The sequence below is a fragment of the Capnocytophaga catalasegens genome (assembly GCF_026005215.1).
Classification (GTDB): Bacteria; Bacteroidota; Bacteroidia; order Flavobacteriales; family Flavobacteriaceae; genus Capnocytophaga; species Capnocytophaga catalasegens.
In genome coordinates this window covers 1-24,727 of the sequence record NZ_BPMA01000005.1, presented here as the reverse complement: position 1 = coordinate 24,727, position 24,727 = coordinate 1, and the positions used below count along the sequence as shown (strand labels likewise).

Genomic DNA, 24,727 nt, shown 5'->3' with positions numbered 1-24,727 from the left:
TTTTTATTTCTTTAAAAATTTTATTTGTGTATAATTTTGATAACCAAGATTTTCAAAGTTTTTTTCAAAAATGATTTTAGAAATTTTGGTTTGAGTGTCCAATACTTCAATCCCTTTGACCGAAACATAAGTAAGATGTGTTGAATCAAGCCATTCCAAATTGGATACAGGCTGATTAGTTACCTGAACTTGTGTGAAATTTTTCCCATTCGTATCTATCCAAAAAATCTGTTTTTTATTGATTCCCGTTAGTTTTTCTGCTTGGAGAGTTACATTCATAAGTTCTTCTGCATCAATGACTTGCTTCCATTTAGGTTTTCCATTTTCTGTATTAATTGCCACCAAAGCCGATAGCTTGTCATATCCATCATCTGCAACAACATAAAGAGTGTTATTATCCAGTAAGGAATACCACTGACTATAAGGGAAATCTTTATCCGAATATATCCACTTAAATACCGCAGGATTTTTGATAAAAGTATTATTGGGATCAGATATAGAATATTGTGTTTTTACACTGCCATCTTTGTTTAAAGGGAGGCAATAATAATTTCCTTTTTCATCACCTATGTAGAGATTTTCGCCATCGGACTGCATCGGTACATAGATTGGGTTTTCAAATTGGTTGGGTTCAGCATTTGGATATTCATCAGCACCATCAAACATTCCGTAAGAAGTTGATACTCCCATTTTTATATCATATTTTTTTAAAAACACTGCGGAATTTACAAAATAATAATCACGACACTTTACAGGTGCGAAAAAATTATATTTGGTTACTAATTCTTCACTCCATTTTTTCTTACCTTGATTTAAGTCAAAATTATAAAGCCAAGCTCTTTTCTCTGACGAAGTGGAAGCAATAACCACATTGTCATTATCTATGAGTGGTTGGCTCATAAAAAGCGGACTCATTGGATTTTTTTCCAAAGATTCTTCTGTGGTAGAGGATATAATATCATCTATACCATAAATCTGTTGTTGCCAACGAATTTCTCCTGTTTTCACATCAAGATTAACTAATTTTCCGCTCTCAAAAGGCATCAAAAGATGTTGTCCATTTAGTGCAAAGTAATTACGATTTTCAGGTGTATCCCAATCACTCGTATAAGTCCAATTTACTTTATTTTCTTCAAGGTTGTAACTAAAAACACTCCCGCCAGAAGCTATCAAAAGCGTATTGTGTTCTACTTGGGTGGGTTGTACTTGTTGCTGATTATTTTGACAAGACACCAAAAATAGAGTCAAAAAAGCTAAAAAAATTTTCATATTTGTATTTTTTTGAAATTTATAATTTAGGTTTATGTATTTCCGTTATCACTAATAAAAGAGTTAGTAGCTAAATTTTATAAGTCAAAAATAAAGATATACAATTGATAACCAAGTGTTTATATTTTTAATAAATTATCACAGAAAAAATCATTTATTACACTAAACGGACATACAAATTTAGGTTTGTGATACATCAAATTTACAATAAAAATAGAAATCTAAATCTATATAATCAGTTTCTGTTTCTTGTAAAAGATACTGAAAATCATCTAAATTTTGTTTGATTAAAAATTTTAATCTGTATTTTTTATCTATTATCATTATAAATCGTGTTATTTTTATTCATAAAAAGTCGTTTTTCCCTAAAAATAAATAAAAAAATAGCAATTCCTATAATCAAAAATAAATAAGATTCGATTAAAGTAGCTAAAAATTCTTCCATTATAGAAAAAGTACTCCACGAAGAGGCTCTGTCAGAAAAAATACTTACATTATTAAGCAAAACAAGAAAAGTAAACATTACTGAAAGAAAAATGGAACTTAAATTATTATTCTTTGCCTTTCTTTCTAAGAATAAAAAAGTGATAAAGAATAAAGGCAAAAGAAGTAATGAATACAAAGCCACATCTTCTGTATATGAGCAATTCAAACAAGCAGAAGACAGGCTATCCGAATAGTCTATCATTGAAAAATATGTAATTAACCACGCTATTACATAAGAAATGATACTTTTCTTTATAACATTTTTCATTTTTTTTGGATTTTTACAAATCAAGATTTTTGACCGATTACCTAATTTTTAAGGTCACGAAGGACATTATTGCCAGAATGATGCCCACAATTAGGAATCGCATCACAATTTTGCTTTCGTGGTAGCCCTTTTTTTGATAATGATGATGCAAAGGCGACATCAGGAAGATGCGTTTGCCCTCGCCATACTTCTTTTTTGTGTATTTGAAGTAAGAAACTTGCATCATAACCGATAGATTTTCAATCAGGAAGATACCACACAGCAACGGAATGAGCAATTCTTTACGAACTGAAATGGCAATCACAGCAATTACCCCCCCAATGGTCAGGCTACCTGTATCGCCCATAAAAACCTGAGCAGGATAGGTGTTATACCACAAAAATCCGATGAGAGCCCCAGCAAATGCAGCGATGAAGATGGTCATTTCTCCTACATTGGGGATATACATTATGTTAAGGTACTGCGAAAAAATGATGTTCCCAGATACCCAAGCGAAAATCCCGAGTGTTAGCACAATGATTGCCGAACTTCCTGCTGCCAGTCCGTCAATTCCGTCGGTGAGGTTAGCTCCGTTGGAGACTGCCGTCACAATTAAAATAACTATTGGAATAAAAACCACCCAAACCCAATCTTTACTTCCTTCACCTGCCCACGAAATCAGGTCGGCATAGTCAAATTCGTTGTTTTTCATAAACGGAATAGTGGTTTTGGTAGATTTTATTTCTTCCTGCTGAATTTGAACTTCGGTTACTGTACTTGCTTTTGTGCTTTCATTCTTCACGGTTACATTAGGGTTGAAATAAAGCATCGCTCCGACAAAAAGTCCGAGACCTATTTGCCCTAAAACTTTGAATTTGCCCTTAAGTCCGTCCTTGTTCTTTCTAAAAACCTTGATGTAGTCGTCCGCAAACCCGATGATTCCCATCCAAATCATTGAAACTACAAGTAAAATGATGTACACATTTGCGAGTTCAGCAAATAGAAGCACAGGTACAAGCGTTGCCAAGATGATAATCACGCCTCCCATTGTAGGTGTTCCTGCTTTTTCGTTCTGTCCTTGCAGACCTAAATCACGAATGGTTTCCCCCACCTGAAGTGCGTACAGCCTACGGATAATTTTCTTTCCGAAGATTGTAGCAATTAAAAGTGAGAGAATCGCCGCAATCCCCGCACGGAACGAAAGGTATTGAAACAATCCTGCTCCCGCCAAATTGTATTCTTTTTCTAAGTAATCAAATAGATAATATAACATTTTTATTGTCTTTTATTGTTATTGTGGTTGCGTACATACGCTTTTATTATTGTTTTGCCATTAAAGGTTGTGTGTATTACATCATTTTTATATAAAATGCTAAAAATCATCATCAATTGGTAATTCCAGTTGCTGTGCCAGAGATAAAATCCAGTCTTTATATTCTTTATGGCATAGAAAGAAAGTATAAAAGCCCAGCTGATTTTCTACATTTAAAAGGGTATAATCGGTTTGTTTTTCGATTTTATCAGCAATACTTTTGGGGTACAATATATCCTCTTCGGTGATGTGAATTTTTTCTCCCAAACGTTCTTCTATATAATCCGTAAGGGCATCAATCTCAATAGGAAAGTCGTCATTATAAGTTTCGAGATGTTCCTTGAGGAGAAATTCATAATTGATTTGCTGCTGATTGGCATTGCCGTAAAACCCTGCTTTTAATATTTGGTCGATGTATTTTTTAGGGTTTTGTTTTAGCTTTTTCCACTGATTTTTAAAAGTTTTCTGCTTTTTGATATTGGCAATAGCGACAAAATCATTCAATGCATCGTCAAAAGCACTGAGTTCGATATGTTCTGCATTCGCAACGAGGTTTAGTTCCTGTTCTACTATTGCTACAGCTTTTTCAAATATCGCCCAATGTTCTTTATCATTGTCTTCCGAAAGAGGCTCGGCGTATTTCATTTCTTCAACAATTCCGCTAAAACGATTTTTTGACACCAAAATTTGGAATACTTCCTCGCCATTTTCAGTAAAAGGCACGGCAAAAAAAGTTCTCACTTCGGCATTGAATCCTTTTTTCTTTATTTCTTCGGAAGGTTTGACCAAAAAATAAAACAACAGGAAAGAATGATTTTTTCCCTCATTTAATTCCGATTCGGTGAAGGGCGTGATGTTGCACTTTTTCATAAATTCTGCAACAAGCTGATACAGATTCTCGTAACCCTCTTGCTTACATTCGTTTTGATGTTGTTCTAAGTTCTCCTCCAAATCAAACGGATAAGCATAATCATACACCTCGATACTCGATTTGAAAGCCGAATTATGAATCGTAACCTGACGAATATCGGCGATACTTTCTTGTATTTTCGTTAGGCTTTTATATAGTTTTTGTTTCATTTTGCTTGTTTTTTTAATGAATTTGCATACAAACACTACTTTTAATTATTTTCCATTTCTCAAAGTGCAAAATGGGCGTTCAATATATGGACATATATTCAAATGTGCGGATAAAACGCTTTTAAATGTACGGACAGGACACGTCCTGTCCCTACTCCTATATCAATCAACAAATTTGATTTATGCTACATTTCCGATTTTAAAATACTATACACTTCCAAATCTCTAAAAACGCCTTCCGAAACGCGTTCGCCTCGCCGTTCGATGCCCTCGAAAGTAAATCCCAATCGCTTTGGAATGCTTTTGCTTGGCAGATTTCCCACCGCACATCGTAGCTGAACTCGGTTCATTCCCAAATCGTTAAAGGCAAATTTGTACATTCGCTTAGTAGCTTGGGTTACAATACCTTGTTTTTGATAATCTTTTGAAATCCAATAACCGATTTCTGTTTTTTGATTTGCAATATCCGGTTTGATAAAACTAATAAGCCCCACAAGCTTCTCATCTTTTCGGATACAAAAGACATATTCTTTGGTCTGTTCCATCGTTTCCAAAGCTGATTTTATAAAAATTTCCTCATCAGCAACTTCCTTGATATACTGAACAAAAGGCAACCACTCGCCCAAATATTCTCTTTGTGTGTTGATGATATTGAAAATGGTTTCAGCATCAGATAGTTTTACCAATTCGAGATATAATTTTTCGTTTATGATTAGTTTCATATTTTGGTTATTTTAAAAATCGTCTCACTTCCTCCATATCATCAAAATGGGTGTGAACACCTTTTACTTCTTGATAGGTTTCGTGTCCTTTTCTAAAAGATCACATTTTTATTTTCTACAAAATTATTTGTATCTCAACAACTTTAACATTATTGATATAAACCTTATCATATTTGTCATAATTACTGAAAAAAATGCTACATATATTGAGAATAAACCAACTCTAGGATAAATAATAGTTTTTTTAATTACATATTGTTCTATAATTTGATCATTAACAAGTATTATTAAGAAAGAAAAAATTATAATCACTATATTTTGATAAAGTAACAATTTACAAAATCTTAAAAAGATTATGTAGGTTGTATTTTCCTTAAATTTTTCAAATAAATATATGCACCCTATAAATATTCCAAAAAAAATAGAACCAACATCTATAAGCTTATCAATGAAAAGTTCAGTATTTTCATTATATTCAAAACGAAAAAAATATGACGCAAAGAATATAAAGAAGAAAACTCCATAAGGTAGTATTTTTAGAAATTTTTTTTTCTTTTCAGCTTTTGAATTTCCTGTATATCTTTATAATTTATCATCAATAGTTTTCTAATATAGAGAATTCTTTCTCAAAAACGCCTTTGATAGCACGAACTCTCTCAGTGATTTGTAAACTGTTATTTAAACGAGGAATATTTAATTGAAATGAACCACTATAAACATCCCCTACTAAATCTATTGCAACCTGAGAAGAAGCATACTCCGTGTTATAGCCACATATTTCTATTTCCTGTATGTTATCCCTTAGTTGCCCAAACTTTAACATTTGTCCTATTTTTCGTATCATAGGTTCTATTTTATCTTTGTATAGTCCTGCTTTCTTTTTAGCGTACTGAACTGTATATTCAATTTGAGCATACTCGCTATTTAATTTTGCCGCATTTTCGATTTCAGGCATAAAGTCAAAATCTATTTTATCTTCCAAAGAAGAATTGATAGTTTTTAATTCTTTTAATAATTTTTGAGGCTGATAAACTTTCATTTTAAAACCTTTATATTTATCCATATCTAAAGCTCTTCTATACTCGTCTTTACGAAAAATAGTAGAAAAATGAATGTTAAAAGTATATTCTTTATTCATTTTTTTTGAAGAATTAAAACATTTGTATAGAAAAATTCTAAACACATCCAAATAAATACTGTCTCTATTTACTTCATAGAAAAGAACTTTTAATTTTTTTGAATATAAAAATACATTACCATATGCTATACCTTCTTCTTCTGTTAATCCTAATGAAGATATTTTTTTACTTTTTCTATCGATTTTTGGAGGTAAATCTTTATCAATGGTTACTCTTACAAAACCTAATTATATAGGAATCGTTATTTTCAACAATAGAAAAATGTACTAATTTGTTTCTTAGATTAAGTTCCTTATTATTAACTTTATTGTGTGCTAATATTTCATCAAAATCTAATTTATGTGTAGAATTTTTCTTATGTTCTACTGAAACTTTAACTATATCAACTTTACAATTTTTATTACTCATATATTAATTTCACTTTTTAATTTGTTGTCACTAGATATTTCTTAACCTCCTCCATATCATCAAAATGGGTGCGAACGCCTTTTACTTCTTGATAGGTTTCGTGTCCTTTGCCGGCAATGAGGATAATATCGCCTGATTGGGCAAACTGACAAGCGGTTTTTATTGCCTGACGGCGGTCGGTTATGGTAACAAACTTTTTGTAATGCTCTGCCGAAACCCCTGCCTCCATTTCTTCCAAAATCGTTTGTGGGTCTTCGTCTCGCGGATTATCCGAAGTGAAAATCACTCGCGTACTTTCCTTAGTTGAGATGTCCGCCATTATAGGGCGTTTGCTCTTGTCGCGATTTCCTCCACATCCCACTACCGTGATGAGTTGTTCGTTTTTGGTGCGTATGTTGTTGATGGTGTCTAACACATTTTGCAAGGCGTCGGGTGTGTGGGCATAATCCACAATCGCGGTGATTTTGTCTTTTGATACAAAATACTGAAATCGTCCGCCCACCGACTGCAACGTACTCAAAGCGGTTAGGTTCTGCATTTTTTCGATTCCGAGCAAATCGGCAACGGCATAAACCGCCAACAGATTATAGGCGTTGAACTGCCCAATGAGGTTCGTCCAAACTTCCTGTCCGTCTATTTTGAGCACCAAGCCCGAAAACTGATTTTCCAAAATCTGCAAACGATAATCTGCCATTGTTTTCAAAGCGTACAATTTCTTTTGGGCTTTGGTGTTTTGTAGCATCACACTGCCGTTTTTGTCATCAACATTTGTCAGGACAAAAGCCGTTTTGGGCAATTGGTCGAAAAATTTCTTTTTGGCATCGCGATATGCCGCAAACGTTCCGTGATAGTCCAAATGGTCGTGTGTGAGGTTCGTAAATACGCCCCCTGCAAAGTGCAATCCTTCGATGCGTCGTTGCTCCACGCCGTGCGAACTCACTTCCATAAAACAATATTCGCAACCTGCATCGACCATCATTTTCAGATATTTATTCAATGTAAGAATATCAGGCGTGGTGTTTATCGTGTCGAATTTTTCATCATCAACATAAATGGCAATGGTAGAAATCAGTCCGACTTTGTATCCTACTTTTCTGAACAATTGGTACAGCAAACTCGTGGTAGTGGTCTTTCCGTTTGTTCCTGTAATACCTACTAATTTGAGTTTTTCGGAAGGATTTCCGTAGAAATTGGAAGCCATCGTTGCCAAAGCCGAAGAGGTATCCTTTACTTTTATGTAAACGATTTCCGAAATAGTTTCTTGCAGAATTTCCTCGCAAACGATGACTTTCGCTCCCTTTTCGATTGCTTTTTTGATGAATTGATGCCCATCCGATGTGGTGCCTTTTATAGCAATGAATACATCGCCTTGCTGTATTAACCGCGAGTCTTGCACCAAGTTACCTACTTCGGTATTGATTTCCCCCGAAAGGGAGATGATTTCTATGTTTTGTAATATATCTTTTAGGTTCATAGTTTCAGTTGTTTATATATTTTCCTCCGCCATTTCCACTAACTTTGTTAATGTGTTGAAATTGCGTGTAGTAGCAATGATTTTTAGTTTCTTTTCCAAAAAATTGTTATTCAGTTTGGTGCGACTGGCATCTTTGGGCAAATACATATACATCGCTCGGGGTGTGAAATCAAATTTTTCTTCTCCGAAATCTTGCGTTTTGAGTTCGTTTGCCAATGATTGCGAAAGCTCATCGTTAAAAAGGGTAAAGAAAACACGCTTAATATCGTGGTTTTCCGTAAACGGATTTTCGTTCAAGACCTGTTTGATTTCCTCAGCGGTTTTCACCATCACAGGGAGTTCTGCCCCAATGTTTTCCTTGATGAGTTGATGTACTTTCCCACTCACTTCCACAGGGGAAAGCTCCGTTTGTAATACAATATTTCCGCTTTGGATATAGGTTTTTACATTCACAAAACCGCCTTTTTCTAAAATTTCTTTCAGAAAAGTCATACTCGGAATTTTGTTTTTCCCTGTGGGCATCACACCACGCAAAAGGACGATATAGGTGTTCATTGGTTTTATTTCAATTTCAAATTCAATTAACTTCTATCAACAAATGAAGGAGGTTCAATCCCCAACGAACGCAAATATACATAACCTTGTCCGCGGTGATGAATTTCGTTTTCGTAAAAGTATAACAAATCTTTCCAGCCCATAAAATCTAATTTCCCATAAATGTTAATTCTCTGACGAAACATTTCTTGTGGAATTTTTTTCTAATTTTCAGCAATTTGTTCAGTTGCTTTGTCCCAAGAGTTTAATAATTCTGCTTTGGTTTTTCCGAAATCTCGTTTATTTCTATCAAGCGGGAAAGGTTTATTTTCAGCTAATTGTTGTGTTCCCTCCACTGCCAATTGGATAAGCTCACCAACCAACTCAGCAAAAGTTCGCATTCCACCGATGGAATAACTGAATAATTCTTTTTCTGGAAAAGCCTCAATGACTTTTCGAGTCAATCGACGATTTTCTTCCCACTCAACAAACCATTCGTCTGATGTAATAATGAAATTTTGCATTTTTATTTTTTTATAAATTTAAAAATCAGTATTTTATCTCATTGTTTTATTTTCTATCTAATAATTCGCTCATACGCTCGATTTTTTTTTTTACATTTTCTCTAAGAAAACGATATAATCTTTTGCACTTTGAGCAACTCTTTGTAAAGTCTCTGGATTATAACCTTCATTAGAATCAATTCCATAAAAAACAAAAAGAGGCTGATAATCTGCTTTTACATAATCCATTGTCATTTCAAACGGACGCAAGGTTTCTTCTATGGTATATTTTTGTTTCCCACTATGGCTATATCCTTCTTTATCAATTCCCGTAGAAACAGCCAAGGCTATTTTGCGATTGACAAGTGCTTGTGCCTGAGAGCCATAACCCCAGCCATAAGTAAAAACTTCATCAAGCCATTGTTTGAGTAAAGGCGGACAATTAAACCAATACACGGGAAATTGTAAAACTAAATTTCCGTGAGCTTCAACTAGGTTTTGTTCCTTTTGAACATCGATTTTTCCCTCAGGGTACGCCTGATACAATCGGTGAATGGTGTAGTGATTGGGATATTTTTCTAATTCAGTAACCCAACATTTATGCACAGTAGAAGCCTCCATATTGGGATGAGCCACAATGATAAGTGTTTTTTTCATTTTTGTATTTTTAAGAGTTATATAATTTTACTTCACCGAAACAAAAATCTCCACTTCGGACTCACTGCCGTTTTGGGATTTTTCACCATACACTTCAAAATCGTACTGGTAGGCACGATTCAGCACTTCATCTTGTTCCCAAATGGTTTTCCAAGTCTGCATAACGGCATTGGGCATTTCTCCTTTGGCAATGAATTTCTGAAACTTTGTAGCAGGAAATTCTCGCCCAATCATTCCGTTTGGAATTTCGTCTAACGAACTGACTTTCTTCCCGATAATCGCGGTATAAGCTCCTTGATAATCACTTTCATAATCGGTGTAAATGGCGATAATTTCTTCGGAAATGGTATTCGAGATTTTTGAAATGGTGTCGCTCATAAATTGTCCCCAAAGTTTGCCCAAATCTGTTGCGGCTTGTCCGTTGGCATTGGTTGTGCGTACCGCTATGCCTATAATTTTAAATTCGTGTGTCATATTTTTATTTTTTTCCAATTTTTCCCAAATGTGTATTTTTAAAATCATCGCTGTATTTGAGTCCAAAGCCTAAGATTCTATCAAAAGCCGAATGAGCTAGGAGAATACCTCCTGCCAATGTCAATTCATTTATAGATAAGTACTTACCTAATATAAAAACAATAACAGCCGTCCCGAAGTGATGTGCAAAATTATAAAACATTGCCCCAATTTTAGGATTTACCAAATAGCCAACCATAGACAAATCAGGCACGAAGAATAGCACTAAAAACCACCACCATTCGTATTCTGATTGCCCAAACATCACAACGCCCAACAGAAAAAGAGCGATGTATTCTAATTTTAAAAGTGTTTGCATAATTTACCTTTTTATGATGATTTATTTTTATATTTTTTTCTTTCTTCTCACCAAAACCATAATTCCCAATCCGAAAAATGCCAACAGATACAGCACCACAAAAAGGGTTTTTAGCAGACTGAAAAAAGGCAATGCCGATAAAATCGTATCCGAAAGCGACGGAAAACGATAGAGCGATATGCCAAAACCGATATTTTCCAAATAATCAAACACTGCCGCTACAATGGGTAAAAAGACCACCCATCTTACCCTTTTGAAGTCCAATTTATCAATGAAATGCTTTAATATCCGTCTGTAAGTAAAGGCATAAAGTAGCGGGTATATCATATCCACAGGTAATTGCTTGTACAGATAGTAATGTCTGCCCTCACTTTCTAAATATTCCAAAAGACGCACCACATATTCGCCATCGTAAAAGGGAAGGACATCAATGATTTCCAATCCGTTGGCAAGGCGATTCAGTGTGGGGATAGTAATAAAAACCATCAGTAAGTACACCGACATTGTGATGATAAAATACAGCCAAAGTTTTGTGGTTTTATTCATTTTTTAAGTATTTAGCTTTTTCTTTTGATGATAAATCCGTTTTCTATTTTCTTAAAACCAATTTTCGGACAAAAGCTAAATTTTTAAGGGTTTGTAAGATAATCCGTAAAACCCATTACATTGCCTGATGGGTCTAAAAACTCTACCGCCCAACCTGTTTTTATCTGAAAAGGAGGTGTCAAAAATGTAATGCCTTTTGTTTTTAAATCTTCGTACACTTCCGTTACATTATCTACTTCCAGCCAAATGGTAGGTTTCACATTCGGAAATTTTTTCTTGTCTTTTAAGATAATAGCAGCCTCTTCATTGCCCACTTTAAAGGCAATCATTCCCATTTGGGAGAAATCAAATTTGATTTCCAAACCCAAAACATCAGCAAAAAAATATTTGCTTTTCTCAAAATCTTCCGCAGGAAGAAAAAAATTGTCGTAATTCATAATTTATTTTTTTTAATTAAAATCTATTTTTAAATGTATTAAACTGATTATTAAATAATTAACTCTTTCTTTTGATAATAAATCCGTTTTCTATTTTATTAAAACCAATTTTTGGATAATATTCCATTGCATTGGGAGCAGAAAGCAATAAAAGTGAGATTTCTGATGTGGTGCCAATTACTTTTTTTACTTCTTCAATTAGTTGTTTTCCAATGCCTTGCCCTTGGTACTCTTTTCGTACAGCAAGGTCGGAAAGGTAACAACAGATAGCGAAATCCGTCAATGCACGAGCCACACCTATCAGCTGGTTGTCGTGCCACGCCGTAATTATCACATTGGAGTTGGCATACATTCGCTCTATCCGCTTTTTATCTGCGGTGGGTCGCACGATACCCGAACTTTTGTAGACCGCAATAATTTGTTCTACATCAGGGATTTCAGTTGTTTTGTAAATAATTGGTTTCATATCCTTACTTTTTAAAAATTTAAACCTTACTTTCCTTCATAAAAAAAACACCGCAGGTTTTGAGTGAAACCAAGCGTGGTTTTGGGTGAAACCACGCTTGGTTTTTTGGGATACTACCGCAGGTTTTTCTGAAAACTATTTTTTCTTTTCAAAACCTGCCTCTTTCATTGCCGCTATGATGCGGGTTCCGGGGCGATAATTTACCCCCACGGATTTAATCTGATGTGTGGTAAAATCTTTTTCGGTTTCCACACCATTACTGCTGAGTGTAGGGTAAAGACTGCCCAATTTTTCCAAACGAATGATTTTGCTATCGGCTAATCCTTGCTGAATTACATTTTCCAAAGCGATAATCACCCCGCGAATGTCCGCCTCACTAAGAGCGGAAAACTTTTCGATTTGCTTTACCAAATCATCTACCGATAGCTCTCCTTCGGTTACTACATTGGCATAAAACTTTTTGGTTCCGCCTCCGGCAACGCCCGGTTGCCCTTTCTCAATAACTTTGTACTTGATGCTCATAATTGAAAATATTTAGAGATTATACATTCATTAAGGAATACCTTGTATATCCTATGGCTAACAAAGATAGTATTTTTAAGCATTATACAGCATTGATTTTCATTTTTATAAAGGTTTATTTCCTTTTTTGCCATTGCATCTTAATATCTTTCCAAGCATCAGAGATAATAACAACAAGCCATATCATAATGCCGAGCATCATTAGCGTTTCCCAGTTGATAGGGCTGTGTCTTCGCAATCCTTTTTCTACAATAAAAATATAGATGATATATACACACGCCACTATTTTGAGCAAAGAGGGTAATATTTTAAGTAAAAATTGCATTATAATCAGCCAGATTTATTGTTCTTTGAAACTTTTTAGCATTGGGATAAGATAGCTTAATGCCTTATCTTTATTGATTGCATTGGTGCTTCTTGCGGTATGTTTGAGGGTAATTTTCACAAAATGGCGAGGTGTTTCTACCATAAAGAAATAGCCCTCAAAGTATTTGGGTAAAAGAATACTGCGGTCTTTTCCGTTTCCAAAAAAAGCCATTATAGGGTAGCTGTTGTCGTTATTAACAGGCACTTCAATGCGTTCAAAGGTCATAAAGGACGAGTTTCTATATTTGCGTTTAGGGTCGCTACGGAATTCCTCAAACTGATTTTTCCACGCCTGATTAGACTTGAATGCGGCATCTATTTCAATACGATACTTACCATTGTCGAAAAAGTTAAGGTCTTCGGGCTTGTGTTTTTTAAAGTGGTTGCTCAGTTCAAAAGTAAATTGCTCGTCATAGGTTTTAAAGGTAGTGAGTTTTTCCTCCGAACACGCCATCAAACCCAATGCTGAAAAGCCTATAATGATATTTTTTATTATTTTATTCATAAGTGATTGTATTTAATTTCTGTTGTCTTCCGTAAGAAAGAGATATTTGCTCTATTTAATGATTGTACAGATAGGACACTTCCTGTCCTTGCGAAAGAATTTTACATAATGACTCTTTCCTCAGTGATAAACTAAGGAACAGATATATCCGTTCCTTAATCAATTACCTGTATATGTGTAAAAAATAAAACCAGCCCGAAAACGATTTTTGATAAACTGGCAACTACCATTTTTTTACATCATTATTTTTTTATCAACTTATTATATGCCTGATATGCTTGATGCAGAAAAAATACCCCACCAGCTATCATAAGTGAAACAACACCCCAAATACCTGCCACATCGTATATTATTGCAAAAATACGAGGCATCGGACGAGTGCCACCCTCTTGCTCCCAAAGGGTCAAATCGTTATAAGTTTTAAACGCATACCATAGAAACCCCACCCCGATAAGAATTAGTACTAAAACACCTAATTTTGGATCCTTTTTGAGTAAACCTCCATACTCATTTGTCTCTTTTTCTGTCATAACTAATAAATGTTAAATTAAGATGGCAAAAATAGAAAAAAATGAAGGTTTTCACAAATTGTACGGACAGAATATATTCAAATTACTATACGGATAGGACTTGTCCTGTTCCTACAATGTTACGAATCAATTTCCATTTTCCACCATTTCCACCAACTTACTCAATGTATTGAAATTGCGTGTAGTAGCAATGATTTTTAGTTTCTTTTCCAAAAAATTGTTATTCAGTTTGGTGCGACTGGCATCTTTGGGCAAATACATATACATCGCTCGGGATGTGAAATCGAATTTTTCTTCTCCGAAATCTTGCGTTTTGAGTTCGTTTGCCAATGATTGCGATAGCTCATCGTTAAAAAGGGTAAAGAAAACACGCTTAATATCGTGGTTTTCCGTAAACGGATTTTCGCTCAAGACCTGTTTAATTTCCTCAGCGGTTTTCACCATCACAGGGAGTTCTGCCCCAATGTTTTCCTTGATGAGTTGATGTACTTTCCCACTCACTTCCACAGGGGAAAGCTCCGTTTGTAATACAATATTTCCGCTTTGGATATAGGTTTTTACATTCACAAAACCGCCTTTTTCTAAAATTTCTTTCAGAAAAGTCATACTCGGAATTTTGTTTTTTCCTGTGGGCGTTACGCCTCTGAGCAATACGATATATGATTTCATTTTTTTTGTTTAAATTACTTCTGAAATTGAACTTAAAAAGTTAATTCTTTCCCCTTTATTGCTTTCAAAAATGAAATCTTTCAAACTTTTACTTTCGTACTTTGAAAAATCACCAATAATAATTAAAGACATTCTGTATTGTACGAATTTTTGCAAAATATCACCTGCTATTTTGGTTTTCAAGTCGAAGAAATTTGGTGTGATATTCTTCTCGTATATAATTACTTTATCAAATCCTTGATACGAAAAATTACCAATGAGATTCAAAGCATCTTCTACCGAACTTAAAAAAATATCTTCCGAGATTATCTCTGCTATTTTTATATTTTCGATTGTATGTGTTTTTACTTGCATTCTTTATAAGTATTTAAAAATTAAACATTATACTGAGAAACACTTTGCTTCTCTCGACACTAACAAAGGTAATATTTTTTCTTTTAATAATACTTTTCTATTTGTTCAATGCAATTACTCAAATAAAAATTCTTCGGTGGTTATCACTTTGGCATAAAAATAATTCAGAGCGGAAAGAAAAGCCTTTTGTACTTCGTGAGCAGCCACTTTTTCGCCATTATGTACAAGGTCGCGGGTAGCACAAGCATCGCCCACTACGATATTTTCAAAGCCAAAATCCTTCGCAGCTCGGGTGGTGGCATCAATGCACATATGGGTCATCATTCCACATATAACCAGCTTTTCTATCTTTTGAGATTTCAGATATTCCAAAAGTTCCGTATTTCTGAAACTATTAGGGAAATGCTTGGTAATGACCTTTTCTCCTTTTTGTGGAGCAACATCTAAATGGATTTCTGCTCCTTTGGTATTGGGCAAAAAGAAAGTAGCGTCGGCACGGGTGGCAATGTGCTGAATGTGGATAATGGGCATTTTTTTACTTCTAAAATCTTGTAACAATTTTTTAGCGTTGGCACTTGTTTGTTCGGGATTATTCAGAGGCATTGCTCCTTCCTTAAAATAATCATTTTGAATGTCGATAATTACTAATGCTGTATTCATTTTATTTACTTTTTTTGTCCGTAAGCACTTATTACAGAAAGTGTAAATGCAAAAATAATGTATTTGATATGTTTCATTTTTTCGTTGTTTAAGATGTTATTTCTTTTTCGCTACAAATCGAATCACAGAGCCTTTGCCGTTGTGAAAAAGTCCTTCGCTGAGTTCAATTTCGCGTTCTTCCAAATAGAGAAACTCAAAATCGGAGAAATCTGCTTTTAGTTCTTCGATAGAAAACAACGAGGCTTCGTCGGCAGGGCCTCCCACTTTGGGATTTTTCTCGCGGTAGGGCAAATGTTTTTTGCTGAATGCCTCAAAAATCACGATGCCATTTTCGGATACTAATCGAGCCAATCGCTGGTGATAGTCCGATTTTATTTCGGCAGGAAAATGGGCATAAATCAATGCTAAGACTTCAAACTTTTGGTCGGAGAAATCCAAATTGAGCAATTCTCCCACCTGATAATCAATGCTTACCGCAGCTTCGTTTGCCAGTTGGAAAGCCTTTTTGCGTCCTTCCTCGCTGATGTCAAAAGCGGTAACTTGCCAACCTTTTTGAGCGGCATACACGGCATTTCGTCCCTCGCCTTCTGCGGCAAAAAGAATGTTTTGGGCAGGGAGCAAGTCGAGTTGTTCCTTCAAAAACACATTGGGCAACTTGCCATATACATATTCTTTGTTTTGGAAATTGTGATTCCACTTGTCAATCCAGTTTTTTTGATTCATAGGTTTGGGGATTATTGGTTTTTGATGTTTTCTTCAAAAATTGGTGTTGAATTTGCCTCGGCTGGTATCTTTTGGCAAATACATAATACATTATATTGGGATATATGAGCGAACTTTTCTTCGGTAAATAACTATTTTTCAATATATTGTACCGAAGAAAAATCCAACTCATTATTAAAAGCGTAAAAACTACGCATTTTGTACAAAGTTATCGAAAAAGGGACTTAGCTAAATCCGCTTCATCGCATCGGCTTTTTTTATTGTTACAGACAAATTTGCTCCGATATTTTTCTCAATATGTCAATGAACTTTTAAACGAATTTCCTCCACTGAAAAAATTGCTTTTTAGCACGAAATTTCCGTTTTGGATATAAGTCAGTATAATGATAGTTTTCAATGTCAGACTTCATTCAGTCTGACAAAGGGCACTTTTCATTACATCATTTTCATTTTTTTAACCTGATATTTTCCAATTCTTTTTGTAAATCTTTCAGTATTTCAGGATTATCAGTTGCTATGTTTTTTGTTTCGCCAATATCTTCTTTAAGATTGTAAAGTTGTGGCTCTAGTGAAAATCCCGTTTCAATGCCTGTTTGCCAAGCCGTTTTCATTGTACTTTCTGTCGGTTCGATATATTTGAAATCTTCTTGAATTATCGAAAGTACGTGTCTTATGGCTTCTTGCACTACTACTTTTCGCCCTTTGGAATCGTTACCCATCCAAGCATTCCATTGACTTTCAGAATCTAACGCTTGTTTTTCGTCAAACGGAATTCTTAAAAATTCACTTATCGAACCGATAAAATCCACCTGACTTACCAATGCCACAGAGGTTTGTTTTTTAATTTTTCCTTTCCACGAAACAATCATCGGTACGCGTGTTCCTGCTTCATATACGCTATATTTTCCACCTCGAAATCCTCCAAACGGATTGTGATTTCCTGCCTTTTCAACCGCTTCATCTGCATATCCATCATCAAGAACAGCTCCGTTATCACTTGAAAATATAATGATAGTATTTTCTGTAATCTTCAAACTATCAAGTGTTTGGACGATATTTCCCACTATTTCGTCTAACTCCAAAATGGCATCTCCTCGCAATCCTTGTGCTGATTTGCCTTGAAAACGCGGGTGGGGCATTCGCGGAACGTGTATATTATTGGTTGCCAGATACAAAAAGAAAGGATTTTGACGATTTTTGATAATAAATTTCTTCGATTCACGAACAAAATCATCAGCGATGTCTTCATCTTTCCACAAAGCACTCGCTCCGCCTGACTGATACCCTATGCGACTGATACCGTTGACAATAGTCATATCGTGTCCGTGTGAATAATTCATTTTCAACAAATTAGGATTCTCTTTTCCTGTAGGAAAATTCCCGATTTTGTGATTATAATTCACTGAAATAGGGTCATTTGCATCTAAATTCAGCACTTTTCGATTCTGAACATATACACAAGGTACTCTGTCAGAAGTAGCTGGCATTATGAAACTTTCGTCAAAACCAATATCTTCAGGTGCGTTGAAAATAGTTGTATTCCAATCAATTCCATTTTCATCTCCCAATCCCAAATGCCATTTGCCCACAGCAGCCGTTGCGTAACCTGCCTTTTTGAATAGACTCGCTACGGTTTGTTTTCCTGCTGGAATCAATGCCACCGCATCACCATCTACCACGCCACGCCCTTTCTTTCGCCACGCATATTCGCCTGTAAGTAAGGTATATCGAGATGGCGTACAAGTGGAAGCGGCGGCATAAGCGTTGGTATGTCGCACACCGTAATCCGCTAATCGGTCAATATGTGGCGTGGAAACCGCTCCCCCGTAAGAACTTATGTCGCCATAACCTAAATCATCGGTGTAAATCAAAATCACGTTGGGCGACATTGCCTTCTTTTCTATATTTCCTGTTGATTTACAACTGAAAAAGAAAAGAAACAAACAACAAATTGCTATTTTTGCCCAATGATTTTTCATTTTTTTATATCTTTTGAACGTTTGTTTATAGAAACCTTAACTTCCCAAAGTTAAAACGACACTTTCTCCTTTTCGTACTTTTTGACCACTTGGTAGGGATTGATTTATCACTTTGCCTTTACCCAAAATGCTTACTCGAAGCCCTAAATTTTCTGAAATAGAAATGGCATCCATAGCACTCATTCCCTGTAAATTGGGCATTATAGTTTTGTATCGATTAGAGATGTCATAATATTTATTATAATCTTTGTCAGTATTAGCAGATGATTTTTCTACATCATCAATAGTGTCAATCAAAAGTGAATTAGTATAGATTTTCTGTGCAATACTTTTGAAAACAGGACCTGAAACATCGGCTCCATAATATCCAATAGATTTGTCGGGGTTATGAATCACAACAATACACGAGTACTTGGGAATATCGGCAGGGAAAAAGCCAGCAAAAGAAGAGATATATCCAAGTTTTGATTTATCATCGTAATTTTTCTGTGCCGTTCCTGTTTTGCCAGCCATAGAAAAATTGGGTGAATACAAACTTTTTCCGGTTCCGTTTTTTACGACATTTTCCAAAATCTTTTTCATTTTTGATACAGTTTCTTCAGAACAAATTTTATTATTTGTTATTTCAACATCAAATTTTTCAATGGTTTTATTCCATTCTTTTACTTCTTTAATCATTCGAGGTTTTACCATTACACCATTGTTGGCAATAGCATTGTAGAAAGTAAGAATTTGTAAAGGAGTCATTTCTAATCCGTAACCAAAAGCCATCCATTCTAAAGCAATTCCGCTCCATTCCTTACTATTTGGTTGCGGGATTTTTGGTTTTCCTTCACCGATAATAGGCAATCCTAAGGGTTTGTTCAGATGCATTTGATTGAGTTTATTGACAAATTTTTTTGGATTTTTGTGAAACAAATCGTGTATTACTTGAACAATAGCTGTGTTAGATGATATTTCAATGGCTTTGGAAAGAGAAATTTTCCCATATCCTTTTCCGTTAGAATCTTTTACGTCTTTTCCATAAAAAGAAATTTTTCCATTTTGAGTATCAACAACGTAGCTTGTATCAATAGTAGCTTCTTCCAAGGCGGCAACTAAGGCAGCGACTTTAAAAACTGATCCAGGTTCGTGTGTTTCGCCAATGGCATAATTCAATCGTTCATAATACATACCTCTGGAATTTCTACCTAAATTAGAAATGGCTTTTATTTCACCTGTATTTACTTCCATCACTACCGCACATCCGTGGTCAGCTTTATAGGTTTCGAGTTGTTTTAAAAGAGCGTGATGAGCAATATCTTGAATATTAATGTTTATAGTTGAAACAACATCATATCCATCTTTTGGGTCAATTTCATTATTATCATTGATGGGTTTCCATTGACCTTTGGCAATTTTTTGTTTGAGGCGTCTGCCTTCTATTCCTGCCAAATATTTATCAAAAGCCCCTTCTAATCCTACACGTGTATAATTTCCTTCTTCATCTTGTCGAACATATCCAACACTTCGATGAGCGATACCTCCTAACGGATATTCGCGTGTAGTTCGTTGTTCTACAATTAACCCTCCTTTGTATGCCCCCAGATTTAGTAACGGAAATCGTTTAATACGTATGTAATCACTATATCCTAAGTCACGTGCAAGTAACAAATATCGATTGTTTGTCTTGCGAGCTTTACGAAGCAAATTTTTATAATATGAAACAGATTCAGGAAGCACTTTTGCCAGCGAATCACTTAACGGATTTATCAGTTTTTCAAAATTTTTGTTCGAAGGAGTTTTTGCATCAAAACGAATGTCAAAACGCGTAACCGAAGTAGCCAAAAGGCTTCCATCATCGGAATACAAATTTCCTCGATTGGGTTCTATTTTGAACTCTTGTATGGTACTTTCTTTTGCCAATTGAGCATATTGGTCGCCATTGGCAAATACATTGATGAGTTTTACCCCAATAGCAATAGCAAAAGCCAAGAACAAAATAGCAATAAAAAATGTTCGTCCGCTAATACCTTTATCTTTTTGTATTTCCATACAATATTATTTTCTGAATCTTTTAGATTTTTCTATTTTTTTATGATGACTTTTATTTTGTGTGGAGGTGTCTCTGATTGTTTCAACCCACTTTCTTTTAATGATTCTAACACCTTGGATTCTAATCGAATACGTTGAAGTTTTGAACGTACATCAACAAATTCACTTTGTAATTCTTTTACTTCATTGTTGAGTTTAGCAATCGTATGAACTTTTTGTTCGATTAGGTGCGAACTGAAAATCATTACAATGGCTAACAAAACTCCAAAGAGAATCATAGTCCAGTTTTTTAGTGCAGATTCTCCTACCAAGAAATCAACTTTCAATATTTTTATAAGCTCTTCTCGTATACGTTTCATTTGGATATAAATATTGTTTTAAATTTACAATCGCTCACCAATTCGTAATTTGGCACTTCGCGCACGATTATTTTCTTTTATTTCAATTTCGGAAGGAGTGATTAAATTTCCTACTTTTTTAAAAGGGACATTGATATGTCCGTAAAAATCTTTCTCTGGCACACCTTCGAATTGTCCATCACGAATAAAACGTTTTACTAGTCTATCTTCTAACGAATGATAGCTGATAAAACTTATTCGTCCGCCTTGTTTTACTACTTCGGGGAGTTGTAACAAAAACTCTTCTAAAACACGTATCTCGTCATTTACTTCAATACGAATGGCTTGATATATTTGAGCTAAAACTTTGAATTCCTTATGTTTAGGTAAAAATTTTTGTAAAATTTCTTGTAGTTGAAGTGTTGTTTTTATTTCTTTTTCACTGCGTTTTGAAACAATTTGATGTGCGATGGCACGAGCATTTTTCAGTTCGCCATATTTGAAAAAAAGATCAGTGAGTGCCTCTTGGTCATAATTATTTAATATGGTATGAGCCGAGGTGGTTTCGTCTTGGTTCATACGCATATCAAGTTCTCCATCAAAACGGGTTGAAAAACCCCGAGTTGGCTCATCAAACTGATAAGAAGACACTCCAAAATCGCCTAATACACCATCAACTTGTTTAAATCCATAAAAACGTAAATATCTTTTTAAGTATCTGAAATTCTGATGAATAAGTATAAATCGAGAATCATCAAAAGCATTGTTGAATGCGTCTTTATCTTGGTCAAAAGCGATGAGTCTCCCTTTTTCATTTAAGCGATTTAAAATTTCTCGGGAATGACCACCTCCACCGAAAGTAACATCAACATATACACCATCAGGTTGAATATTCAACCCATCGACACTCTCTTGAAGCAATACCGATTTATGATAATTCGTCTGCATGGTTACCCATTATTTCTTCGGTTAAACGCATAAATTCTGTCTCATCAAGACTGTTAATGTCTTGTTCATAAAGGTTTTTATCCCAAATTTCGATAAAAGTAATCGTCGAAGCCAGCACTACATCTTTGTCTAATTGAGCAAAATCAAACAAATGTTTTGGAATAAGAAAACGCCCAGCATTATCCACATCTACAACTTTGACATCAGCTGTAAAACGGCGGATAAAATCTAGATTTTTTCGATTGAATTGACTCAATTTGCTCATTTTTTCTAAAATCATTTTCCATTCGCTCATTGGGTAAAGTTCAATGCAAGGTTTAAACACTGAGCGTTTTAAAACTAAACCTTCGGCAAGTACGTCATTAAGAATATTTTTCAACCCCGAAGGCAAGGAAATACGCCCTTTTGCATCAGCTTTACATTGATATGTTTCAAAAAAAGTAATCATTTCTTTATAAATTACGCCCCAAAGATATGATATTTATTCCACTTTTTCCCACTTTTTTCCACTTTGTTGAAAAGTTTTTGTTTTTTGTTAAAAAGTAAAATAAAATTTAGCGTAAAACTCTATAAAACAAAACCAACCAGACTTATTATGATAAAATCTAGCTTAATAATTTGAAAGAAAAAAAATTTAATTTTTTTCTGGAATTTTTCTAATAAGAAAATAGATTTTCGTGTATATTTTCAGTTAGAATATTTCAAAATACACAAAAAAGTAGCAGAAAAATGTAGATTTTGTTTATTTTGTATGCAAAAGACGTGTTAATTTGATGGATAAATCTGTAAGAATGACCTTACCATTACCATTGCGCTCAATATGATAAATGGCAGTTTCTATTTCGTTTTGAATAGCTTCAATATTGTTATGATGGATAAAAGGAGCAAATTTCTCAAGTTGAAAACTCGTATCTTGAAACTGCGAATAAATCAACTCATTAGCTCCATAATTGAGCAAAAGTGCTTGTCTGAAAATTTCTAAGCAATAATCTAAAAATTGTTTTTGCATTTCTCTTCCTCTGGAAGAAATTTCCTCGCTCCATTGCAAAAGCCCTAAAATAGAGGCTTTATTGCCTTTGGCTCTGAAAGCTGTACGAACCCAACGAATAAACCATTCTTCAAAAATTGTTTCGTCAGACTGATTTTCAAGAAGATTTAAAGCTCTTTTGTAATTACCTTGTGCTCGAAGAGCAATTGCTGTAGCTTGCTTGGTCGATATTCCTCTCTGCATAAGTCCTTCTTTGATAGTGGCATCGCCCAGTTTAGAAAATCGAGTAATTTGGCATCGAGAAAGTATCGTAGTTAAGATTTGATGTTCATTCTGTGAAACCAAAATGAAGATTGTTTTTGCTGGGGGTTCTTCCAAAAGTTTAAGTAGCTTGTTGGCACATTCGGTATTCATTAGTTCTGCCATCCAAATAACCATTACTTTGTAACCTCCTTCAAATGATTTAAGCGCAAGTTTATCGGTTATCTCTTTGGCTTCGGCAACACCCATATTGCCTTGTTTGTTTTCAATGCCAATATGTTGATACCAGTCAAAAATAGTTCCATACGGATTTTCAGAAACAAATCCACGCCATTCTTCCATAAAAAGAGAGCTAACAGGGTCTTTTTTTACTTTGGAATTGGTAGCGGTAGGGAAAGCAAAATGCAAATCGGGGTGGGAGAGGTTTTCGCACTTGCGTAGCGTGTTTTCATCACCTTCCAAACAAATAATTTGTGTAGCGTAAGCAATCGCCATAGGCAATACACCAATGCCTTCTTCGCCTATAAAAAGTTGCGCATGTGCTATTCGTCCATTTTCGATGTTTTCTTGTAGATATTTTTTGACGGATTGATGTCCCAGTATTTTTTCAAAAGTCATTATCAAAATGATTGATTACAAAGGCAAAGATACGAAATAAAATCAGTCGAAAATCTATTTTGGATAGAGTTTTTTACCACTTCGAGCCGAAAAAATAATACAAATAATAAGTCCTAATAACGCCATTGACGCTCCAACTAATGAAGGATAATTCGCTGAATATCCGTTATCAAGCGGAATTCCTCCCAGAAAAGCACCTAACGCATTGGCAATATTAAAAGCCGCCTGCATAAAAGCTGCCCCCATCATTTCAGACTGTGGCGCTGAACGAAACATAATCATATTCAGTGGCGAACCAAGAGACATTGCCATTATTCCGCACAAAAAGGTAGAAACCCATGCCATAATAGGATTGTGAGTCGTGAAGAAAACTATCAAAAGAGTACTAATAAGTAATGTCAAAATAATAATTGATGCTTTTATAGGACGTATTTTATCAGCAAGCCAACCTCCAAATAAGTTACCAACCACCATTCCCGTTCCAGCCAACGTCATTATAGTAGGCATTTGACTGATACGTAGTTGTGCCACTTCAAGCATCAGAGGTTGAATATAACTGAGCCAAGCGAAAAGACCTCCACAGCCTAATGAAGTAATCACTAATACTGTCAAAGATCTACGATTGAAAAAATATCGTATTTCGTCTTTTATTCCAATTTCTTTTTGTATTTGTACATCAGGCAAGAAAAAATATATAGAAAGAAAAGTAGCTATTCCCAAAAAAGCAACTCCACTCATAGCCAATCGCCAACCCCATTCATTACCAATATAAGTGAGCAAAGGTACCATCAGTACATTGGCAAGTGTAAGTCCTGCAAACATAATCGAAATAGCCATAGCTTCTTTTCCTTTAGTTGCTAATGATTTTGCTGTAATTGCTCCCACACCAAAAAAAGCTCCGTGAGGCAATCCTGAGAAAAAACGTGCCAACAAAAATGTAGTGTAATTGGGCATAAGACAAGAAATACCATTGAATAAGGTAAATAAGAGCATCAACACTAATAAGACTTTCTTTGGAGCATATTTGGACGAAAGAGCCACCAAAACAGGAGCTCCTACAACAACTCCGGTAGCATATGCCGAGATGAAATGCCCTGTTTGATTAAATAGCAAAACCAAA

Annotated in this window: 29 protein-coding genes and 1 pseudogene; all 30 read right to left on the bottom strand. The window is 35.0% G+C overall.

What is annotated here, in order from left to right; all coding sequences use genetic code 11:
• Positions 1-3: 3 nt before the first annotated feature.
• On the bottom strand, positions 4-1,269 hold the full coding sequence (locus tag OO775_RS01110; protein ID WP_264845159.1) for an outer membrane protein assembly factor BamB family protein: 1,266 nt from the start codon (positions 1,267-1,269) through the stop codon (positions 4-6).
• A gap of 310 nt (positions 1,270-1,579) precedes the next feature.
• Positions 1,580-2,023, bottom strand: coding sequence for a hypothetical protein (locus tag OO775_RS01105; protein WP_264845158.1), 444 nt, complete (start codon positions 2,021-2,023; stop codon positions 1,580-1,582).
• A gap of 37 nt (positions 2,024-2,060) precedes the next feature.
• Positions 2,061-3,275: a phospho-N-acetylmuramoyl-pentapeptide-transferase gene (gene mraY / locus OO775_RS01100; RefSeq protein WP_041995970.1), complete on the bottom strand. Its 1,215-nt coding sequence runs from the start codon at positions 3,273-3,275 to the stop codon at positions 2,061-2,063.
• Between the two features lie 99 nt (positions 3,276-3,374).
• Complete coding sequence (locus OO775_RS01095; RefSeq protein WP_264845157.1) at positions 3,375-4,394, bottom strand: DUF7821 domain-containing protein; 1,020 nt, start codon at positions 4,392-4,394, stop codon at positions 3,375-3,377.
• Between the two features lie 185 nt (positions 4,395-4,579).
• Positions 4,580-5,116: a GNAT family N-acetyltransferase gene (locus tag OO775_RS01090; protein ID WP_264845156.1), complete on the bottom strand. Its 537-nt coding sequence runs from the start codon at positions 5,114-5,116 to the stop codon at positions 4,580-4,582.
• A 595-nt stretch (positions 5,117-5,711) separates the two neighbouring features.
• Complete coding sequence (locus tag OO775_RS01085; RefSeq protein WP_309297229.1) at positions 5,712-6,461, bottom strand: hypothetical protein; 750 nt, start codon at positions 6,459-6,461, stop codon at positions 5,712-5,714.
• A 218-nt stretch (positions 6,462-6,679) separates the two neighbouring features.
• Positions 6,680-8,137, bottom strand: coding sequence for a UDP-N-acetylmuramoyl-L-alanyl-D-glutamate--2,6-diaminopimelate ligase (locus tag OO775_RS01080; RefSeq protein WP_264845154.1), 1,458 nt, complete (start codon positions 8,135-8,137; stop codon positions 6,680-6,682).
• 12 nt (positions 8,138-8,149) lie between these two features.
• Positions 8,150-8,692 (bottom strand): DUF1697 domain-containing protein, encoded by a 543-nt coding sequence (locus OO775_RS01075; protein WP_264845153.1) that lies wholly within the window; start codon positions 8,690-8,692, stop codon positions 8,150-8,152.
• A 26-nt stretch (positions 8,693-8,718) separates the two neighbouring features.
• Positions 8,719-9,195 (bottom strand): annotated as a pseudogene (locus tag OO775_RS14095) (DinB family protein).
• Between the two features lie 90 nt (positions 9,196-9,285).
• Positions 9,286-9,831, bottom strand: coding sequence for an NAD(P)H-dependent oxidoreductase (locus tag OO775_RS01060; RefSeq protein WP_264845150.1), 546 nt, complete (start codon positions 9,829-9,831; stop codon positions 9,286-9,288).
• A 27-nt stretch (positions 9,832-9,858) separates the two neighbouring features.
• Positions 9,859-10,305, bottom strand: a complete 447-nt coding sequence (locus OO775_RS01055) for a GyrI-like domain-containing protein (protein WP_264845149.1) — start codon at positions 10,303-10,305, stop codon at positions 9,859-9,861.
• Between the two features lie 4 nt (positions 10,306-10,309).
• The gene (locus tag OO775_RS01050) at positions 10,310-10,663 is read right to left on the bottom strand and encodes a DUF4260 domain-containing protein (protein ID WP_264845148.1); all 354 of its coding nucleotides are present in this window, start codon (positions 10,661-10,663) and stop codon (positions 10,310-10,312) included.
• Between the two features lie 27 nt (positions 10,664-10,690).
• Positions 10,691-11,209 (bottom strand): hypothetical protein, encoded by a 519-nt coding sequence (locus OO775_RS01045; RefSeq protein WP_264845147.1) that lies wholly within the window; start codon positions 11,207-11,209, stop codon positions 10,691-10,693.
• 83 nt (positions 11,210-11,292) lie between these two features.
• Positions 11,293-11,646: a VOC family protein gene (locus tag OO775_RS01040; RefSeq protein WP_264845146.1), complete on the bottom strand. Its 354-nt coding sequence runs from the start codon at positions 11,644-11,646 to the stop codon at positions 11,293-11,295.
• Positions 11,647-11,704: 58 nt separating this feature from the next.
• The gene (locus OO775_RS01035; RefSeq protein ID WP_264845145.1) at positions 11,705-12,112 is read right to left on the bottom strand and encodes a GNAT family N-acetyltransferase; all 408 of its coding nucleotides are present in this window, start codon (positions 12,110-12,112) and stop codon (positions 11,705-11,707) included.
• Between the two features lie 135 nt (positions 12,113-12,247).
• Positions 12,248-12,634 carry an HU family DNA-binding protein gene (locus OO775_RS01030; RefSeq protein WP_264845144.1) on the bottom strand — a complete coding sequence of 129 codons (387 nt, stop codon included), beginning with the start codon at positions 12,632-12,634 and terminating at the stop codon, positions 12,248-12,250.
• Positions 12,635-12,749: 115 nt separating this feature from the next.
• Entirely contained in the window at positions 12,750-12,959 is a 210-nt protein-coding gene (locus OO775_RS01025; RefSeq protein WP_002687297.1) for a hypothetical protein, read from the bottom strand.
• Positions 12,960-12,974: 15 nt separating this feature from the next.
• Positions 12,975-13,505 carry a hypothetical protein gene (locus OO775_RS01020; protein ID WP_264845143.1) on the bottom strand — a complete coding sequence of 177 codons (531 nt, stop codon included), beginning with the start codon at positions 13,503-13,505 and terminating at the stop codon, positions 12,975-12,977.
• A 242-nt stretch (positions 13,506-13,747) separates the two neighbouring features.
• Positions 13,748-14,035 carry a hypothetical protein gene (locus tag OO775_RS01015; RefSeq protein WP_264845142.1) on the bottom strand — a complete coding sequence of 96 codons (288 nt, stop codon included), beginning with the start codon at positions 14,033-14,035 and terminating at the stop codon, positions 13,748-13,750.
• 126 nt (positions 14,036-14,161) lie between these two features.
• On the bottom strand, positions 14,162-14,704 hold the full coding sequence (locus OO775_RS01010) for a DUF1697 domain-containing protein (RefSeq protein WP_264845141.1): 543 nt from the start codon (positions 14,702-14,704) through the stop codon (positions 14,162-14,164).
• A gap of 9 nt (positions 14,705-14,713) precedes the next feature.
• On the bottom strand, positions 14,714-15,058 hold the full coding sequence (locus tag OO775_RS01005) for a DUF4180 domain-containing protein (RefSeq protein ID WP_264845140.1): 345 nt from the start codon (positions 15,056-15,058) through the stop codon (positions 14,714-14,716).
• A 114-nt stretch (positions 15,059-15,172) separates the two neighbouring features.
• Positions 15,173-15,718: a cysteine hydrolase family protein gene (locus OO775_RS01000; protein ID WP_264845139.1), complete on the bottom strand. Its 546-nt coding sequence runs from the start codon at positions 15,716-15,718 to the stop codon at positions 15,173-15,175.
• Between the two features lie 96 nt (positions 15,719-15,814).
• Positions 15,815-16,441 carry a class I SAM-dependent methyltransferase gene (locus OO775_RS00995; protein WP_264845138.1) on the bottom strand — a complete coding sequence of 209 codons (627 nt, stop codon included), beginning with the start codon at positions 16,439-16,441 and terminating at the stop codon, positions 15,815-15,817.
• Positions 16,442-16,887: 446 nt separating this feature from the next.
• Complete coding sequence (locus OO775_RS00990) at positions 16,888-18,420, bottom strand: sulfatase family protein (protein ID WP_264845137.1); 1,533 nt, start codon at positions 18,418-18,420, stop codon at positions 16,888-16,890.
• 36 nt (positions 18,421-18,456) lie between these two features.
• Positions 18,457-20,454: a PASTA domain-containing penicillin-binding protein gene (locus OO775_RS00985; RefSeq protein WP_264845136.1), complete on the bottom strand. Its 1,998-nt coding sequence runs from the start codon at positions 20,452-20,454 to the stop codon at positions 18,457-18,459.
• 32 nt (positions 20,455-20,486) lie between these two features.
• Complete coding sequence (locus tag OO775_RS00980) at positions 20,487-20,813, bottom strand: FtsL-like putative cell division protein (RefSeq protein WP_264845135.1); 327 nt, start codon at positions 20,811-20,813, stop codon at positions 20,487-20,489.
• 24 nt (positions 20,814-20,837) lie between these two features.
• Positions 20,838-21,740: a 16S rRNA (cytosine(1402)-N(4))-methyltransferase RsmH gene (rsmH, locus tag OO775_RS00975; protein WP_264845134.1), complete on the bottom strand. Its 903-nt coding sequence runs from the start codon at positions 21,738-21,740 to the stop codon at positions 20,838-20,840.
• Entirely contained in the window at positions 21,721-22,188 is a 468-nt protein-coding gene (gene mraZ / locus OO775_RS00970) for a division/cell wall cluster transcriptional repressor MraZ (protein ID WP_264845133.1), read from the bottom strand. Before mraZ ends, rsmH begins: the two co-directional genes overlap by 20 nt.
• 294 nt (positions 22,189-22,482) lie before the next feature.
• Positions 22,483-23,607, bottom strand: a complete 1,125-nt coding sequence (locus OO775_RS00965; protein ID WP_264845132.1) for a DNA polymerase III subunit — start codon at positions 23,605-23,607, stop codon at positions 22,483-22,485.
• Positions 23,608-23,661: 54 nt separating this feature from the next.
• Positions 23,662-24,727 (bottom strand): MFS transporter (locus tag OO775_RS00960; protein ID WP_276584768.1); only part of this gene is annotated, 1,066 nt, incomplete at its 5' end.